At 41.4% G+C, this 17851-nt stretch carries 11 protein-coding genes; 3 read left to right on the top strand and 8 right to left on the bottom strand.

All coding sequences use genetic code 11. The features are described 5' to 3' along the window. Positions 1–157: 157 nt before the first annotated feature. From QNI15_RS09675 to QNI15_RS09665, 3 genes are all read left to right on the top strand, one after another. Positions 158–3049 carry a T9SS type B sorting domain-containing protein gene (locus QNI15_RS09675; protein WP_314031554.1) on the top strand — a complete coding sequence of 964 codons (2892 nt, stop codon included), beginning with the start codon at positions 158–160 and terminating at the stop codon, positions 3047–3049. 396 nt (positions 3050–3445) lie between these two features. After that, positions 3446–4321, top strand: a complete 876-nt coding sequence (gene fabD / locus QNI15_RS09670) for an ACP S-malonyltransferase (RefSeq protein WP_314000480.1) — start codon at positions 3446–3448, stop codon at positions 4319–4321. Between the two features lie 124 nt (positions 4322–4445). Then, positions 4446–6386, top strand: a complete 1941-nt coding sequence (locus tag QNI15_RS09665; RefSeq protein ID WP_314000478.1) for a polysaccharide biosynthesis protein — start codon at positions 4446–4448, stop codon at positions 6384–6386. A 67-nt stretch (positions 6387–6453) separates the two neighbouring features. Here QNI15_RS09665 and QNI15_RS09660 read toward each other — a convergent pair whose 3' ends face one another. From QNI15_RS09660 to QNI15_RS09625, 8 genes are all read right to left on the bottom strand, one after another. Next, positions 6454–8232: a hypothetical protein gene (locus tag QNI15_RS09660; protein ID WP_314031552.1), complete on the bottom strand. Its 1779-nt coding sequence runs from the start codon at positions 8230–8232 to the stop codon at positions 6454–6456. A gap of 2 nt (positions 8233–8234) precedes the next feature. After that, positions 8235–10493, bottom strand: a complete 2259-nt coding sequence (locus tag QNI15_RS09655) for a hypothetical protein (protein WP_314031551.1) — start codon at positions 10491–10493, stop codon at positions 8235–8237. Then, positions 10472–11779, bottom strand: coding sequence for a BatA domain-containing protein (locus tag QNI15_RS09650; protein WP_314031550.1), 1308 nt, complete (start codon positions 11777–11779; stop codon positions 10472–10474). The genes QNI15_RS09655 and QNI15_RS09650 overlap by 22 nt, the downstream gene beginning before the upstream one ends. Next, on the bottom strand, positions 11763–12680 hold the full coding sequence (locus QNI15_RS09645) for a DUF58 domain-containing protein (RefSeq protein ID WP_314031549.1): 918 nt from the start codon (positions 12678–12680) through the stop codon (positions 11763–11765). Before QNI15_RS09645 ends, QNI15_RS09650 begins: the two co-directional genes overlap by 17 nt. Before the next feature lie 106 nt (positions 12681–12786). Beyond that, positions 12787–13779, bottom strand: coding sequence for an AAA family ATPase (locus tag QNI15_RS09640; protein ID WP_314000468.1), 993 nt, complete (start codon positions 13777–13779; stop codon positions 12787–12789). Positions 13780–13866: 87 nt separating this feature from the next. Beyond that, complete coding sequence (locus QNI15_RS09635; RefSeq protein ID WP_313978555.1) at positions 13867–14493, bottom strand: DUF4159 domain-containing protein; 627 nt, start codon at positions 14491–14493, stop codon at positions 13867–13869. A 61-nt stretch (positions 14494–14554) separates the two neighbouring features. Then, the gene (locus QNI15_RS09630; RefSeq protein WP_314000466.1) at positions 14555–15871 is read right to left on the bottom strand and encodes a TldD/PmbA family protein; all 1317 of its coding nucleotides are present in this window, start codon (positions 15869–15871) and stop codon (positions 14555–14557) included. Between the two features lie 28 nt (positions 15872–15899). Beyond that, a complete protein-coding gene (locus tag QNI15_RS09625) occupies positions 15900–17546 on the bottom strand; it encodes a TldD/PmbA family protein (protein ID WP_314031548.1) in 1647 nt (548 codons plus the stop codon). Positions 17547–17851: the final 305 nt, after the last annotated feature.

The following is a 17851-nucleotide window of genomic DNA, read 5'->3' as shown; positions in this document are numbered from 1 at the left end:
TTTACAATTTGCATTGCAGTAAGATTTTAGTTAAAAGTGCTTTTACTATTATTCTGGAGTAAAATCTACTTCACAATAAAATCTATTCAAACTTTATTTCTCCAGATATACTTTCATTGTTACTATAAGCGTTTTGTAGTCAAAATACAATCCACTTATGAAACACTATATACCATTCTTTTCACTATTTACCTTTATAGTACTCACATCACAGATGTGCTATGCGACACATATACGTGCGGGACAAATAACAGCCGTACGAGACCCAAACAATCTGAGTACTCCTACTTATATCTTTACCCTTACCCTTTACAGAGATGCATGTCCTACATGTGCTGAGCAGCCTAACGCAACTATTATAGTGGTTCCCATTTCAAATGGACAGAGATTATCACCTATTGCCAATCTGAATGATAGCCTTAATCTTCCAAAACGTGTAGTAGGTTATGAAACGGAAGAGCTCACGTATACCTTCACTTACACTTTTCCAAGTCAAGGTTCTTATGTGATTTACTTTCAGGAACAATTCCGAAATGCAGAAATTGTCAATATGAGTAATTCGGTTCTAACCCCCTTTTATGTGGAAACTGTACTCAATATTATTCCCAGTATTGGTTCCAACAGCACCCCCCAGTTACGGAATCCTCCGGTCGACAATGCCGAAGTAGGTCAAAAGTTTACCCACAACCCCGCTGCCTTTGATCCCGATGGAGATAGCCTCTCCTACAAAATGATTATTCCCAGACAAAGTGTCACCCTCACGGTGGCTAACTATCGTTCGCCCGAAACTGTTGCTCCTCCACTGGGTATTCCCGAAGCCGGAGCAGGGGCTCCCACCTTTGTGCTCAATCCTCTAAACGGAGACATTACCTGGGATGCACCCGGTGCCTATGGCATCGGTTCGAAAGGATATGCCGAATACAACATTGCCTTTGTGGTTGAGGAATGGCGTAAAACCGCTGCTGGCTACATCAAAATCGGTGAGATTGTCCGTGACATGCAAATCACTGTCCGCGATCAACCCAACAAACGACCCGAACTGATCATTCCCAAAGACACCTGTATTATAGCCGGAACCGTGCTCAAAGCCATTATCCGAGCCACCGATCCGGACAAAAACCAATCGATTCGCATTTCCTCCGAATCGGCTATTTTCTCTACCTCCACCGCCTTGTTTCCCCATCAACCAGCTGCTACCCTGGACCCTCCCAACCATCCACCCAAGGTCCGAGATCAGTACCAGTATCAGGGAAATCCGGCACAAAGCAACTTTGAATGGAAAACGGTTTGTCAACAGGTGCGGGCCCAACCGTATGATGTGGTTTTCAAAGCAGAAGACAATGCTCCTGTGCCCAATCAACTGACCGATACCAAAACCTGGCGCATCACCGTGGTCGGTCCACCGGTGACAGGGCTCAAACCTATCGTAGAGGCCAATGCCATCCGCCTTAGCTGGGACCCATACACCTGTTCGGGTGCCACCCAACTGCTGATCTGGCGAAAACAGGGCTGTTCTCCTGATCAGATTGACCCCTGTGCCAAATCTGTTCCGGCAGGTTACACCCTGGTAGGACGAGTGACTGCGACAAGCACTAGCTTTCTGGATCAGACAGTGAAAAAAGGGATTCAGTATGCCTACCGGGTCAGTGCCGCTTTCACGGGCACTTCCGGTGGGGCAGGCATTTTATCTGATCAGGTGTGTGCCCGCTTAAAACTCACTGTACCGATCATCACCCATGTCTCTGTGAGCAAAACCGATCTGGCTCAGGGACAAATAAAGGTGCGCTGGGCACAACCGCTTGAAATCAATGCGGCAGAAATCCCAGGCCCCTACCGCTATCAGGTGTTTCGGGCCACTGGCTTTTCGACCAGCTTTGGCTCCACTCCCGTGTTCACCTCTGATTTACAAACAAGTATTCCAGATACGACATCGTATCTGAGTTTTACCGATAGTGGCTTGAACACTGAAGTGAATCCGTACACCTATGTAGTGGTGTTGCTTTCGTCCAATGGAGCCAGGGCAGATTCCTCTCAGCCCGCTTCGAGTGTTCGTTTGTCGGCCACTCCTTTGCCCAATGCCATTCAGCTCAAGTGGACAGCTCAGGTGCCGTGGGACAATACCAACTCAACTCACATTGTCTACCGGGAAGATCAGACTAAAAAGAATCAGGTGCCCAAAGCCTATGTCAAACTGGCCGAAGTACCGGTCAGCAGTGCCGCTAGTTTCACCTATATTGACACCGGCAATGGAATCAAACTCAACAAGGATTCGCTGTATTGTTATTATGTGGAGACGGTGGGCACTTACAATGAGCGCTTGCTGGAAGATCCGCTGATCAATGCCTCACAGGAATTGTGTAGCACTCCCTTGGATACGGTCAAACCGTGTGCGGTGGTGTTGGCTATTGATCCGACTCCGTGTGCCCAATGGGCATCCGAAGAAGGCAGTTCGTCTCCTTCATTCTGTAGTGTGAGCACTTACTCCAATCATTTGAGCTGGGTGTATCCACAAACAGAAGGAGACAAAGAATGTGATCAGGATTTATCACACTACCGGATTTATTACAAACGGTATGAAGAAGACACGGAGTTCACCCTGATCGACAGTGTATGGAGTCCTGTTCAGGTATACAACCACATCAATCTAACTTCGTTTGCCGGCTGTTATTATGTGACAGTGGTAGACAGGAGTGGCAATGAGAGTGCACCGAGTAATATTGTTTGTCAGGATAATTGTCCCTATTATGCTTTGCCCAATGTGATTACACCAACACTACCAGATCACCAAAATGACTTATTCAAACCTTATCCTTGTCCACGTTTTGTTGAGTCAGTAAAATTTTCGGTTTATAATCGGTGGGGCCGAAAAGTATATGAGACAAATGAAAGCATTTATATAAATTGGTCAGGAAGAATAGGTTCTGGAGAAAATACGCTACCAGAAATAGTATCATCAGGAGTATATTATTATCTGGCAGAAGTAAAATTCATTCGGTTAAAACGAAAAGATGAAATAGTAAAGATCAAAGGCTGGATACAAGTATTTTAATCATTATACAACATACAGATTGTGAACAAACCTTGCATATATTTAGCTATGCAAGGTTTTGCCATAAATAAGATAGCCCTAACCAGAATACCTGATAGTCAACAAAGTCTCATTAGTTGTTGTATTTTTTATATAATAGACCGGCAAATATCTGTATGTAATCAAACCTTTCTCCTGTTTTTTTCGTACGTATCAACCGTTGGAAATACATTCATTGCTAGTCAGAGAGTTGCATTTCAGCAATGAATTCCTATACTTTGTAGTATTAATCGTTTGTAAAAGAAATACATGCTGAAGTGTATTTGGTTCTTTTCTGATTTAAAAGTTCAATTATGGAAAAGAATTTATACTATAAAAAAATACTCTTACTTTTAACCAACTTCTCTTATTAACCACATGAAAGCATACATCTTTCCGGGTCAAGGCGCACAATTTACGGGTATGGGAAAAAACCTTTATGAAGAATCTGCCAAAGCTCGTGAATTATTTGAACAAGCAAATGAGATTTTAGGATTTCGAATTACAGATACGATGTTCTCTGGCACTGAAGAGGAACTAAAACAAACGAATGTTACTCAACCTTCTATTTTTTTACATTCTGTTGTATTAGCTAAGATAAGTTCTAACTTTCAGCCAGATATGGTTGCAGGGCATTCGCTGGGTGAGTTTTCCGCACTAGTAGCCAATGGAGCACTCTCATTTGAAGATGGCTTACGTTTAGTTGCACAGCGAGCTGCTGCTATGCAAAAAGCTTGCGAACTTCAACCTTCTACAATGGCAGCCGTACTTGGCCTTGATGATGAAGTTGTAGAAAATATCTGTAGGGAGATTGATGATGTTGTTGTCCCAGCTAATTACAACTGTCCAGGTCAACTTGTAATATCTGGTACTGTACGTGGAGTAGAGCTAGCTTGTGAGAAACTAAAAGCAGCAGGAGCAAAAAGGGCATTGATTCTGGCAGTTGGAGGAGCCTTCCATTCGCCTTTAATGGAACCAGCTCGTGCTGAGCTAGCAGCAGCTATTGAAAAAACAGTTTTCAGTACACCTATATGTCCTGTATACCAGAATGCAAATGCACAACCTGCTACAGACACAACAATCATTAAACAAAACCTGATAGATCAATTGACAGCTCCTGTACGCTGGACACAAAGTGTGCAAAACATGTTGACAGATGGGGCAACACAATTTGTAGAGTGTGGTCCAGGAAAAGTTTTACAAGGGCTTGTCAAGAAGATTAGTTCTTCTGCTGAAGCAATGAGTGTAGCTTGATATTGATTTATTTCATGTGTGCTGGTACAGTTTTTTATGCTAAAAACCCGCCAGCACACATTATGCATAAATTACTGATTATTAAAATATTAAAATAAGCAACCGACCGATAAACCAGCACTATATGAGATATTTAAATCTATTCAGACTTATAAAAGTTATTCCCAGATGGACGGTATTGCAATTAGATCTCTTACTCTGTAGCCTTGCACTCTCACTAGCTTATCTGCTTAGATTTAATTTTGAATGGGAACAAATCAACTTTTCTGAATTCTGGATTTCTTTACTGGTTGTTGTTATTGTAAAAGCTATTTTCTTCTTAGTTACTCAGAGTTTTGCTGGCATCATCCGTTATACAAGTATAGAAGATGCAAAACGTATTTTTTTAGCTCTCACCTATAGCATGTTGGTAGTAGGTGCTATAGATTTTGCCTACAGAAGCTCTAATATTTACGGACAATATCTGATTCCTGTTTCTATTCTGCTTATTGATTATTTTTTCTCCATGTTATTCATGGGGGCATTCCGCATTCTGGTAAAGATCATTTACTTTGAATGGAAAAATCAGCAAAGTGAGAAAATCAATGTTATTATTTATGGGGCAGGAGAAGCTGGGGTTATTACGAAAAAAACAATATCACAGGATAAAGATACACACCTGCATGTAGTAGGTTTTTTGGATGATGATCCTTCCAAGGCACGTAATACAATTGATGGAGTGCCTATTCTTCCTAATACACCGGAAAACCTTCATAAGATCGTAAAAAATAAACAAGCAGAAATTCTGATTATTGCGATTCAGGATATTACTCCTGAACGTAAAAAACGTATCATTGATCAATGTCTTGCACTGAATGTACAAGTGCGTAACATTCCTCCTGTACACAAATGGATCAATGGAGAGCTTAGTCTGAAACAAATCAAGGATGTAAATATCGAAGATGTACTCGGACGCAAACCAATTCAACTGGATAAAACCCGGATTAAGAAAGATATTGAGGGAAAAGTTGTGCTGGTAACAGGTGCGGCAGGTTCTATTGGAAGTGAGTTAGCCAGACAGATTGCAGCATTTCAACCAGAAAAGCTATTATTGGTCGATCAATCTGAATCTGCCTTGTATGATCTGGAGTTGGAAGTAAAGGAACTTGCGTTGTCGTCACGAATTAATTTCAGAACTATCCTGTGTGATATTACCAATGCAGAACGCATGGGTAAAATATTCCGAAAATATCAGCCTGAAATTGTGTTTCATGCAGCAGCATACAAACACGTTCCTGTCATGGAAGATAATCCTTCAGAGGCAATCATTAACAATGTACTGGGAACTAAGATTGTAGCAGATCTCTCTGCTCGATATCATACTGAAAAGTTTGTTATGATCTCCACTGACAAGGCCGTGAATCCTACAAGTGTGATGGGAGCCTCCAAACGGATTGCAGAGATTTATATTCAATCGTTGAATGAAGAGCTGGAAAGCCGTCAGCCAAATGAAGTCTTACAACATACCAAGTTCATTACTACTCGTTTTGGTAACGTATTGGGTTCCAATGGTTCTGTAATCCCTCGTTTTCAGAAACAGATCAATATAGGCGGTCCGATTACAGTTACTCATCCTGAGATCACCCGTTATTTCATGACAATTCCTGAAGCTTGCCAGTTAGTACTGGAAGCGGGATCTATGGGCAATGGTGGAGAGATCTTCCTTTTTGACATGGGTGAATCTATCAAAATTGTAGATCTTGCTAAGAAAATGATTCGCCTGTCTGGTTTGACACTTGGAAAAGATATTCAACTGGTATTTACAGGTCTGCGTCCAGGTGAAAAATTATATGAAGAATTATTGAGTAATGAGGAGAACACAGTACCTACTCACCATCCTCAAATCATGATTGCCAAGGTTAGAGAATATGATTTCAATCTGATTCAGGAACACCTGGGAGAAATGAATCACTTGCTGTCTATTCAGGACAACGATTCTATTATTATGAAAATGAAGAAGATTGTGCCAGAATATATTAGCAATAACTCAACCTATGAGAGGTTAGATCAGATTCGTGAAGTATAAAAGTATTTATCTCTGAAGTTAGTTAAAATCCCTCTTCGTCAATTTAGATAAAGAGGGATTTTTTATTTTATCCCTTCTCTCTCCACCATAGTACAGACAAGGCTATGAGCAAAGTCATAAAGAACCAGAGCAGTGGAATATTCTTCCAGGTTGTAAATGTCTGATTTGCATTGATAGTAGTAACACTTCGAATTTGGGAATTAGCCTGAAACCAGCTTGCCTGTCTTAAATCTTTCCATTTGTCAGCTTGTACTACATAAACACTTGCTGCATGAGTAGTATCTTTGTCTGACGTAACCGTTAACCAACCTGCTTCAGCCGGATAAAAGGGATAGGTGGCAACTCTTGTTTCCGGCAACTCAATTTTTGGTTGTATTTTTTCTTTAATCCCAGACAAATATTGAACAGTCATTGCAGCTACAGCAGTATCCGTGTATACTAGACTAGATATATTATCTTCCCATGCAAATGGAAACTGCTTAAACTTAACTTCTGTCTGCTCCTTTTTACGACCAAGTTCCTGTAGTACTTCTGTCCAGAATGTGCTATACACTTTGTCCTTCGCATTAAGTATCCATGTATATGTGCCATTAGTCAATTGTACCCCTACTCTACCCGATCCAACAGGCATATAAGCTGCCACAGGTTCTTTGTCTTTGCTGTAAACAATCGGGACAATAATTTGTCTATCACTGAATGCAACTGGCAGCTTTTCAATTGCATCAGAGACAATGTCTGAAGCGGATAACTGTACCGGAATAAACTGCTTTATACCAGTAGTATGAACAGCAAATTTATTACCTAACACATCTGCTTTCTGAGGCCATTTGTCATCTGGCAATAAAAGTAACCCTAATCCTTGATCTATAGCCGTCTGCACCTGCTTTTTCTCCTGGGCAGAGAGCTGTTCCAAGCTTTCTGCATCGGTAATTAATAGGTCTGCATTCCCAAGCGAAGCTTTGGATAAAATAGCCGGTTGCTGCTTTTGAATAGGAAGATTGATTTGCTGAAACGAATATTTATCCCGACTAATACGAGCACGAACTTGTACCTTATGTTTCTGGTCAGACAGCCAGTCTTTTAAATAATTGGTTTCAAAATCCGGATAAGCCTGGAGTACAATAACGTTCAGAGGTTCTTTGGGAGTAACAATATAAGGTAAAGGTTCATGTCGAACTTCTTTGTTTTGTATTACCTGTATTTCACCAACGAAATTCCCAGGTAACAGAGGATATGCATTCAGCGTAAAATCCGGATGTTTTTCAGTTATCCAGACGGAATCCTGAGCTCCTTCGGAAGTCACTAACCGAATCTTGAGGCTATCTGAAGAATGAATATAGTAATTTCCACTCACCCTCAATGCTTCTTCAGCCTTTACCTTATGAGGATAATCCAGCCAGTTGAATCCTTCCGGTCTATCTTTTTGTAAAAAAGTTAACTGAATTCTATGTAGGGACTTTGCTTCTTCCGGATCTAGTCCATACCCAGCGACAAACACTTGTTTTATTTCCGGATGGCTACGCTCCAGCTTAGCAAGGTCAGTGATGGAAGTAACAGATTCATCCTCCTTTACACTATGCAACGCAAATACAGGTAAAGAATCGGGTACAGACAATCCATTTTCAGTTAGTAAAATAGCACGGCCTGTTTGTTGTTCTTTTGCATATTGAGGCTTCCATATAATTAAACAAAGGCTAAACGCTACTACAGCCAGTAGGAAACTACGCAATAACAATTCTCTCCCACTTACCTTTTGTCGTGATATAAAAAGGTATAACCCTAAAATACCAACTGCCACCAAACCTGTCAGTAGTGTCTCTGTTGTTGGAAGTTGACTCCAATGCATACTTATTTACGAAGTTCGTTTACAAAATTATCAAGTTCTGGTTCATTTCCCTTCCCTACTAATCCAGGCTGTTTGTTCTCAATTGGTAGCAGTCGCTGTAATTGCCACTGCATACGTCGGATAGTATCTGGTGAAATCTTCTCTCCTGCTATAACTTTCCGGAGATCATTCAATGTGCTTGCCCGAATACCTGGTTGTTTAAGGATTAAAGAAGCTAATTCACCACTGGCTTTTTCCAGTATCTGTCGATCCGGGGTAGTTGTAGCGTAATTAGACTGATTATGCATCTTTTCCAAAACGCTTACAGCTTGTCGAAGATGCGGATAAACCACAGTTATGGTGTGAGCATCCCATGCTTCATGAGGACTCTGTATATCTTCCAGTTCACCAGTAAGCCTTTTCTCTGCAGGTTTGAGTGGCGGAGGTTTAAAGCCTACTTTCTCAACATAAACTCTGCTCTTCTGTTGCAGAGATTTGATTAACTCCAATGCCTTGTATTCATAAGGAAGTGCCTCGGCAGGACGCATGGTGCGTAATCGCAATTCGGCTTCCCACATCTGAGCCAGTGCAGCTTTCAACTGAGATTTCATAGTCTCATCAAAGAAGGTAGCAACATCTTCCATATCATGGCGGTGGGCATACCCATTGAGCATATCTCCTAGTTCGCCAAACTTAGTGGGAGAGTTATTACTCCCATGATCGTGACTATGTAACTGCTCAACGGTTTTTTCCTGCGATCCTTCTTTTTCACTATGCTCATCATGGTCATGCTCGTCTTCATCTTCATGTTCATCTTCCTCATGGTTATGTCTGTCACTACCTATACTTGTCTCGAATTCTTCGCCCAAAAACTGACCATACCGCAAGCGAAGTACTTTCTGATCTACTCCTAGATCATTACTACGAGTCTTAAAGGTCTGGTTATCCAATCCTTTCTTCTCAGCCAGTAACTTCTCTGTATCTATAATCACCTGCCGTTGACTCCGAAAATACGCGGGCATATTGTCCAAGGCAATACCTACCATTACGGATGTTTTTTGCGAGGTAGTATCTTCCCACTGAATAAAATAGGTATCCGTACGACTCTTTTGTGAAGGGCTGGCCTGATCCCATGTTTCTGCATAAAAATACAGTTCATCTCCCGGCTCCATTTTCAAACTGGTAAAATCGAGCTTCTTTTGCAATGAAGCAGTACGGCTACCTGTTATATTATCTGGAAATGTTAATTCTACTTCTCTGAATTTTACAGACTCTCCGCTTCCACGACTCACTGTGGCAATCAGATGTGCCCGATCCAATCCATAATCATCCGTAAGTTGCAGCCCTACCTGCACTTCTGGTTTTTGTCCATATAGCACCAGTGTATAAGGTCCGGGCTTCTGCACTGTAATTACAGGTGCCTGATCATCTATGACATGCAATGTATATACTGAGCTGAGAAACCATTTGTCATGTATACCATACCGAAACTGATAATAAACAGCAGACCTTAGGTTATATTTCCAGGTATAGTGATTCTTTTTTGTGGTAGAGACAGTCATTGTATCCTTCCCGTTCCAAATTACCTGAAAAGCTTCTGCTACTCCACTTAACTGGCAATCCCATTGAATCCCAGATTGTTCAGGAGCTTCCAAAGAAAGCTCTTTTGCCGTCCAATTGCTTTTATGTGTGTAAGCAGGTGGCGTCACTTCTACCCTTATGGAAACAACTTCCGGTAATTTCCCAGTTAGTGCTTTAGGAACTGAGGGTAAGGCAGTAGATTCTATATTCCCTGACTCTGCAGTCGAAGTATATCCTTTGGGAAACCATATATACCAAACCGAATAAATAAGAGCTATACCAGCAAATACAACAGTAATCCGGCACAGATCAGGCCATGCCTTTATTTCACGTTTTTTATCTATCAATGTGTTCAATACTCTCTGCCGTTGCAACTGTGGTAACACACCTTCTGGACTTATAGGAATTAGCTGAGCACTAAATTCCAACCAGGAGTACTGATGATTGAGGTATTGAATCAATGCTTCTGCCTGTAAATATCGGCTAAACCGAATACTCAGAAATGCAACTACAACTAAACTTATAAAAGCAGGCAAAGCAAAACCTGTGGCTAGGTTAAAAATTCGTGCAAGTAAGTCTACCAACAAATAACAAGAGGCAGCTATAAAGAATAGCTGTACAAAATGCCCCAACTGATGCTGAAAACGCAATTGTTTCCAAACAGACTGTGCTTGTATTTCTATTTCGCTTGTTTTGGCCATATCCTTTCTAAGGCTAATAGTACTAATGCTGCCATTCCAAACCACACTCTGTAATCGTATGAGGCAGAATGGTCTGTTCCAGCAATTATCATGTTGGGATTTACAGTGAGGCTGTCACTAAGCAAATCAATCTTTCTGTAATCAAGTGCAGGTGGGATGACGTTCTTCGTTTTGAAAGCCAGTACATAGGGTCTTATAGCCTGCAACCATCCACCTTCCAATACTTGCCCTGTAGATAGTTTCTTATGTATAATAAGACTGTCCATTTTTACTGTCTGAATCCATCCTGCATGATTACCTGGATAGTAATTCCACCAAAGATCTGGTTGTGCAGAATTACCTATTGATAAGTCTTTTCCCATGCTAACCAACCAGTCTGCTTTTTCAGTAACCCCAACAAATCGAACAGGTATTTTATGAAATGCAGCAACCGCCCGAACAGATGCCTGAAAAATATGCCACTCGTTCAGATACTGATCGGCAATTGCTCCTGCTACTTGTAAAGTGTCGATCCTTCCTACTGAAACTTCATAGCTTTTTTGGTTTTGACTTACTTTTATAATTTGTCGATCTTTCAGATACTCTACTTGTGGCCTCCTTCCAGAAGTATTGGTAGTTCCTTTCTCCCATACATAACCTGTGTATTCTGGAGAGGAATAAAACCATAGGAGTTCAGGCTCCTTATTGATCAGAGAAGCTTGTACTAACTGGAAAGTATCTTTCTTTACAGGAGTCAGTTCCCATGAGAGTGAAGCTTGTGTAGGTATTCGTTTGCCATGCCAGTAATCAGATCTGTCTGGAGCTATTACATGAATACTATCAGAAGGGAATTTTTTATCTGCCTCTGCTAACAGTGACCATATGAAAACGTTACCAGTATCTTTTTCCAATGGATCATTTATAACTGAAAACCTGGGTGTAAGCCAACGAACCTGCACCGAATCATTTTGCCATTTCTGAGCTAGTTGCCGGAACTGTATGGAATCTCCTGCTTCCGGATGAATCAGGATTACTATTTTAAGCTTACCAAGGGCTTTATTGGTATGAGTAGTATAGAGATCTACCAGTAACAAAATCACCACTACCAATAATGCAAGCCGAATCAACAATAGTGGCCATTGCTGAACACGACGAAAATTAGCCTGAGCAGGCTGCACTTCTGTAAGCCACCTCAGACTACCTAATATTTTTACTTTAGTAGGACGCCGGTTATATAAATGAATCAGTATGGGAATAGCCAATGCTCCCAATCCCCACCAATAAACCGGATTAACTGCCTGCCACATATGCTTCAGAAGATTGACCTTTTAAAAATGCTCTTAATGCAGAAACTGGAGAGTCCTCAATCGTACATAAATAATAGTTGGCTCCCCATTTCAGAATCTGATCGCGGGATGACCGTATAAACTCAGTTGCCTGCTTCTCATATTGACTACGAATGCGGTTAGGATCTGTCTGTACTTGTTGACCGGTTTCGGCATCCTCAAATACTGTAACTCCGGAAAAATCCAGATTCAATTCTTTTTTTCCCATCAGATGAAAGACCATTACCTCATTGCGGGCAGGCAATAGGCTGCGAATAAAAGCTCCCAGCTCATCAGTATGTTCATACAAGTCAGTAATAAGAATGAATTTATGTTGAAACCCTCCTTGTTGCAGAGGTAATTGAATCTTCTCAGGCCATTTCCCTTTGCTATCTGCCTGAAAAAGCATCTGCATCCGAGCATTTTCCATACCCGCTTTAGGAGGCAGATGCAACACCTGCTGATCATTAATCAAAGCTAATCCATCCGCATCACCTTGCTGGCGGGCGATAAAGGCAATAGCAGCCCAGAGTATTTTTGCATACTGCCATTTGCTCATCCCGTTCTCTTCGTATATCATACTGGAACTAGCATCCAGTAATCCATACCAACGGGTACGGCTTTCCAATTCAGATTCTTTCAGATACAACCGATCTGTACGTCCAAAAATCTTCCAGTCTATCCGGCGCAGGTCATCGCCGGGCATATACGTCCGGTACTGACTAAAATCTGTACCTTGCCCTAGCCGCACGCCTCCATGCAAACCCGAAATAGCCTCATGGGCTACTTTACGGGCCAGCCACTCCAATCCTTTTAAACTTCGAAGTTCTTCAGGAGTAAACCATTGGGTTAAGGAAATAGGTTTGTTTTTAGACTGACTCATAGTCCTAATAGGTGATGGGTTAATATCTCAACTTTAACAGACTGAGACATCAAGTAACAGATGTAATCTTATGCAGAAGGATTTATGGTGAAATAGAATACCTGGACTAAGCGCCTTTTGCTGGACGTACTTTTGAAAGCAGTGCTTCAATAACCCGGTCAGGAGATACACCATCTGCTTCTGCTTTAAAGTTTAACAGAATGCGGTGACGTAATACAGGTTTTGCTAATGCTTCAATATCTTCAGGTGTCACAGCATATCGACCTTTTATTAAGGCACGCGCTTTCGCACAAACAACTAGTGCCTGTCCTGCACGTGTACCAGCTCCCCATTGTACCCAATCTTTTACTTCCTGTGGACTATCAGATCCGGAACGAGTAGCGCGCACCAGACGGTTAATCCAGGAAAGTAAATCATCATGGACTGTCACTTCTCGAGCCCAATGTTGCAAATCCAATACTTCCTGCTGGCTTAGTACAGGTTCAATAGCCGCTTGTTTGCTTCCTGTAGTCTGACGCAACACTTCCAATTCATCTGCGGACTCTGGATATTCCATCTGGATATATAACAGAAAGCGGTCTAACTGCGCTTCTGGTAACGGAAAAGTGCCTGCCTGCTCCAGCGGGTTCTGGGTTGCCAGAATAAAGTAGGGAGCCTGCATTTTGTAGGTTTTCCCAGAGTAAGTTACCGACTTTTCCTGCATGGCTTCCAGCAAGGCAGCCTGTGTCTTTGGAGGAGTTCGGTTGATCTCATCCGCCAGGATAATATTGGCAAATAAAGGTCCAGGTATAAATTTAAATTTTCGCTGGCCAGACTCATCTTCCTGTAAAATAGATGTTCCTACAATATCTGAAGGCATCAGATCAGGAGTGAACTGGATACGTCGGAATTTCAGATGTAATGCTTGCGCTACAGAACGTATCAAAAGTGTTTTACCTAATCCAGGAACACCTTCCAACAAAGCATGTCCACTCGCCAGCAAAGCAATTAACAACTGCTCTACTGTATCTTCCTGCCCAATCACAGCCTTGCCAATTTCCTTCTTCAACAGGGTTAGTTTTTGCTGAAGTTCCTGTACATAAGTCGTCGTATTCAACATTTGTATGGTTTGATTAGTTGCTGATACGGAAGTTCCGTATAGTAAGTGATGTTTTAAAATAATAAAGTCTTCTTTATCATGAGGTGCTTAACGGGTCAGAGCATGAACAACAATGTTGACACCAAATTTCGTATTGTCTTTGGCCAGCCAACGTTTATTGCGATAATCGTAGTCCCATTCACAGCCATAATCCTTATTACTGTACAAAACTCCAATACGTCCATTTACCAGAATGGCTTTCAGATAATCGTGTACCAGATCATCACCCCAACCATTCAGTTCTACACTGGTAGCGGGAGGGCCATCTTCAAATTCAAAGAAGCAAGAATAGAGGGCATGATCGTTAGGGAGTTTCTGTAAAGCATTGGCGCCAAACAACTCTTCCATCTGTCGCTCAAAGGACTTGGCAAACAGACCATCGATATCATGATTACAATCGTCTACAAACACAAAACCACCACGCTGTACATATGCCTTAAAGTTCTCTTTCTCCTGTTTGGTAAACTCAACCAGTTTATGTCCACTCAGATAACAGAATGGCGAAGAAAAGACAGCTTTGTCTGATAAAGAGACAACCTTTTCTTCAATATCGACAGGTATGGTTGTATACTCAATCAGCGAGTTCATCAGATTGGTAGGCATACGCTGATCAGTATTCCAGTCACCGGAAGTGTATTGTAATCGTGTAAAGAAAAAAGCCTTGCTAAACTCCATATTTTTGTAACAGAGATAGCATTACAGTCTAAGATAATTAAACTGTAATGCTATTCATCTCTTAAACAGCGTCAGATAAACTGGTAAAGGTAAAGTCGCGAATCCGCATAGGAGGAATCAGGTTGCCATTTACACGTTGTGCTTTTCCCATGGCATCCAGATTGTTCAACATGATGACCGGACTTTCATTGAAACGGAAGTTTTTGACAGGATATTTGATTTGTCCGTTTTCAATGTAGAAAGTACCATCACGCGTAAGACCTGTATAGAGCAATGTTTGAGGATCAACAGAACGGATATACCAGAAACGAGTAACCAGAATGCCTTTTTCTGTACCTTTAATCAGGTCTTCCAGACTACCGTTTCCCCCAGGAATGATAATATTAGAAGGGAAGGCAATAGCTTCCGTGCCTTTTTTCTGTGCCCAGAAACGATCATAAGCCATCGTCTTTACTACACCGTTCTGTATCCAGTCTGTACGTTTGCGAGGTAGCCCATCATTGGTCCAGGTAGAGCCCGGAACTTCTGCATTCAATGGATCAGAGTAGATACTGATTCGTTCGTCCAGCAGTTTTTCTCCCAGTTTATTACCTCCTCCTTTTTTAGAAAGGAAACTACGACCTTCATCTGCATTACGCGCATTGAAGCTACGCATCATATTTTCAATCAGATCTACAGCAGCAGCAGGTTCTAACACAACTGTATACTTACCTGGTTCAATAGCTTTTGCACTACGAGAACCTATTGCCTTTTGAATAGCAATTTCAGAAGCCTCTCCAGAATCCAGTTTGGCAGCATCATTAAAATCACGAGTAACCCATCCTGAACCTAGCCCATCATTTGTACGCATGGTGACAGTAAAGTTCAGGTCACTCTGCGTATGATAAGCAAACAATCCTTTGGAATTCATTATGGAAGAAAAACCAGATGAATGCTCCAGGAAACCAGCTGCTGTTATGTCTTTTTTAGAAGCAGGCAAAATACTTTTTTCAGCTACATTAGCCCGAAATTCAGGATCGATTTTCCCTGTGCTGTCAAAATACGCTTTGGATTCAGCATATTGCTGCGGACCGAGTATACTTACATATTCGGGGTTCTCAGGTGCTAATCTGGCCAGTTCTTCTGCCCGTTTCACTACTTTTTCCAGAGATGCACTGTCAAACTCATTGATACTGGCAGTTCCGGTTTTCTTTCCAAATGAAGACTGTACAGACAGTGTCATGTTCGTTTCTTCACCACTGGTAGAAACTGTATTCCGTGCATAACGAATGTTTCCTCCATGATTGCTGTTCAAGCTTATTGAACACTCGTCAGCCTTCGAATAGCCTAATACTTTTGTAAGCAATTGTTTTGCTTCCTCTTTACTTAATATTGCCATTGGTTAGGTTTGTTTTAAGAATAGATGATTAGATTTTCCGGGCAGTGTTGATGACATTAACACCATCAAATCGAGCAGTAGAACTTCCATGTGAAACCGCGCTTATCTGAGAAGGTTGTCCTTTGCCATCAAAGAAAGACCCAAATAAACGATAATCACTTTCATCACATACTTTCGAACACGAGTTCCAGAATTCCTGCGTATTGGATTGATAGGCTACATCATTTAGCATACCTACAACTTTTCCACCTTTTATTTCATAGAAAAGCTGTCCGCCAAACTGAAAGTTATAGCGTTGCTGATCAATGGAATAAGACCCACGACCTGCAATGTAAATACCTTTCTCTACATCTTTAACCAAGTCATTGACAGAACATTTCTCTTTTCCTGGAGCAAGAGAGATATTCGCCATCCGTTGAAACTGTACCGAACTCCAGCTATCGGCATAGCAACATCCTTGTGATTCGGCTTCGCCAATGATATGGGCTTGATCTCTGATAGCTTGGTAATTAACAAGTATCCCATCTTTAACCAGATCCCAACGTTTGGTTTTTACACCTTCATCATCATATCCTACTGCGCCTAATGAACCAGGTTGAGTTTTATCAGCAAATATGGTTACCTGTTTGCTACCATAATTAAATGTTTTCGTTTTCCACTTATCCAGTGTGGCAAAAGAGGTTCCTGCATAATTAGCTTCATATCCAAGTACACGATCGAGTTCCAGCGGGTGACCTACCGATTCGTGGATCGTTAGACCCAAGTGGTTAGGCTCCAGTACAACTGTGTATTTTCCCGGCTCTACAGATTTAGCAGTCAGCTTTTCTTTGGCATGTTTGGCTGCTGCAGTAGCATCTTCGATAATGTCGTATGAGTTCTTATATAAAGAGAGACCTGTACCTGTTGGCCCTGCAATTTTGCCTGCTCCCTTTCCAGTCAAATATTCATATCCCATTCCCATAGGAGCACTCAACGCATCACGGGTTTTGAAAGAGTTGGTTTTAGGATCAATGGCAGTTACTGTAAAATTAGGCCATATCCTATGTATATCCTGATCAATGTAAGACCCATCCGTCGAGGCAAAGTATTTTTGCTCGTTTATAAGGAACATAGCAGAGTTCACGAAGTTGGCTCCATTTTTCATGGCAGCAGCATTAGCGGCCAGCAATAGATCCACTTTCTCAGAAACAGGTACCTCAAACGCGTTTTTCTGAATAGGTGTCTTCCAGGTCACCTCTCCATATCCCTTTTGTGGAGCCAATTGAACCGGGTCTTTTTGCAAACGGGAGTTTGCTTTAGCAATCGCAACAGCTTGTTTGGTTGCTTTGGCAATGCCTTCAGTTGTTACTTCAGAAGTTGCAGAAAATCCCCAGGTGCCATTTACCAAAACGCGAATTCCAGCACCAAAAGATTCTGTATTCACAATATTCTGTACCTTATCTTCTCTGGTAAACAGATACTGGTTCAGGTAGCGACCAATACGAACATCTGCGTATGAGGCTCCACTACTTTTTGCAGCTTGCAATGCCACGTCAGCCAATTGTTTTTTCTGAGATACTTCCATTCCTGAGTTCAGAAATACGGAGGGATCAACAGACTCTCCAAACATAGGTATAGGCATCATAAGTCCGCCTAATCCAAGTCCGGCTGCTTGAATAAAGTTTCTTCTTTTCACTTTGATTGGTTTTTAGGTTGACAACTCCTCTTATTGGAAATATTATATATCCTGTTGCTATAAGTCAAATCCAACAAGCTATATTCTTCAATTATCCCAAATATAATTTTTGTTTATATGAATGGAAGAAAAAAATGATGGGCGGTAGTATGTAAAACATTATACTCTTTTGCGAAAAGCATCCTTCACCAAATTATATCAAATAAGCGAATTTGCCATACTTTTTTCACCAAAGAAGAGTACTTCCTATTTATATATCGTATACAACAATGCCGAAAACAAGGTAATAATAGACTAGCCTGACT

Source organism: Xanthocytophaga flava (assembly GCF_030068545.1).
In the GTDB taxonomy this organism is placed as follows: Bacteria; Bacteroidota; Bacteroidia; order Cytophagales; family 172606-1; genus Xanthocytophaga; species Xanthocytophaga flava.
Note: the sequence above shows the minus strand (reverse complement) of the source record. Positions and strands in the feature narration are given on the sequence as shown.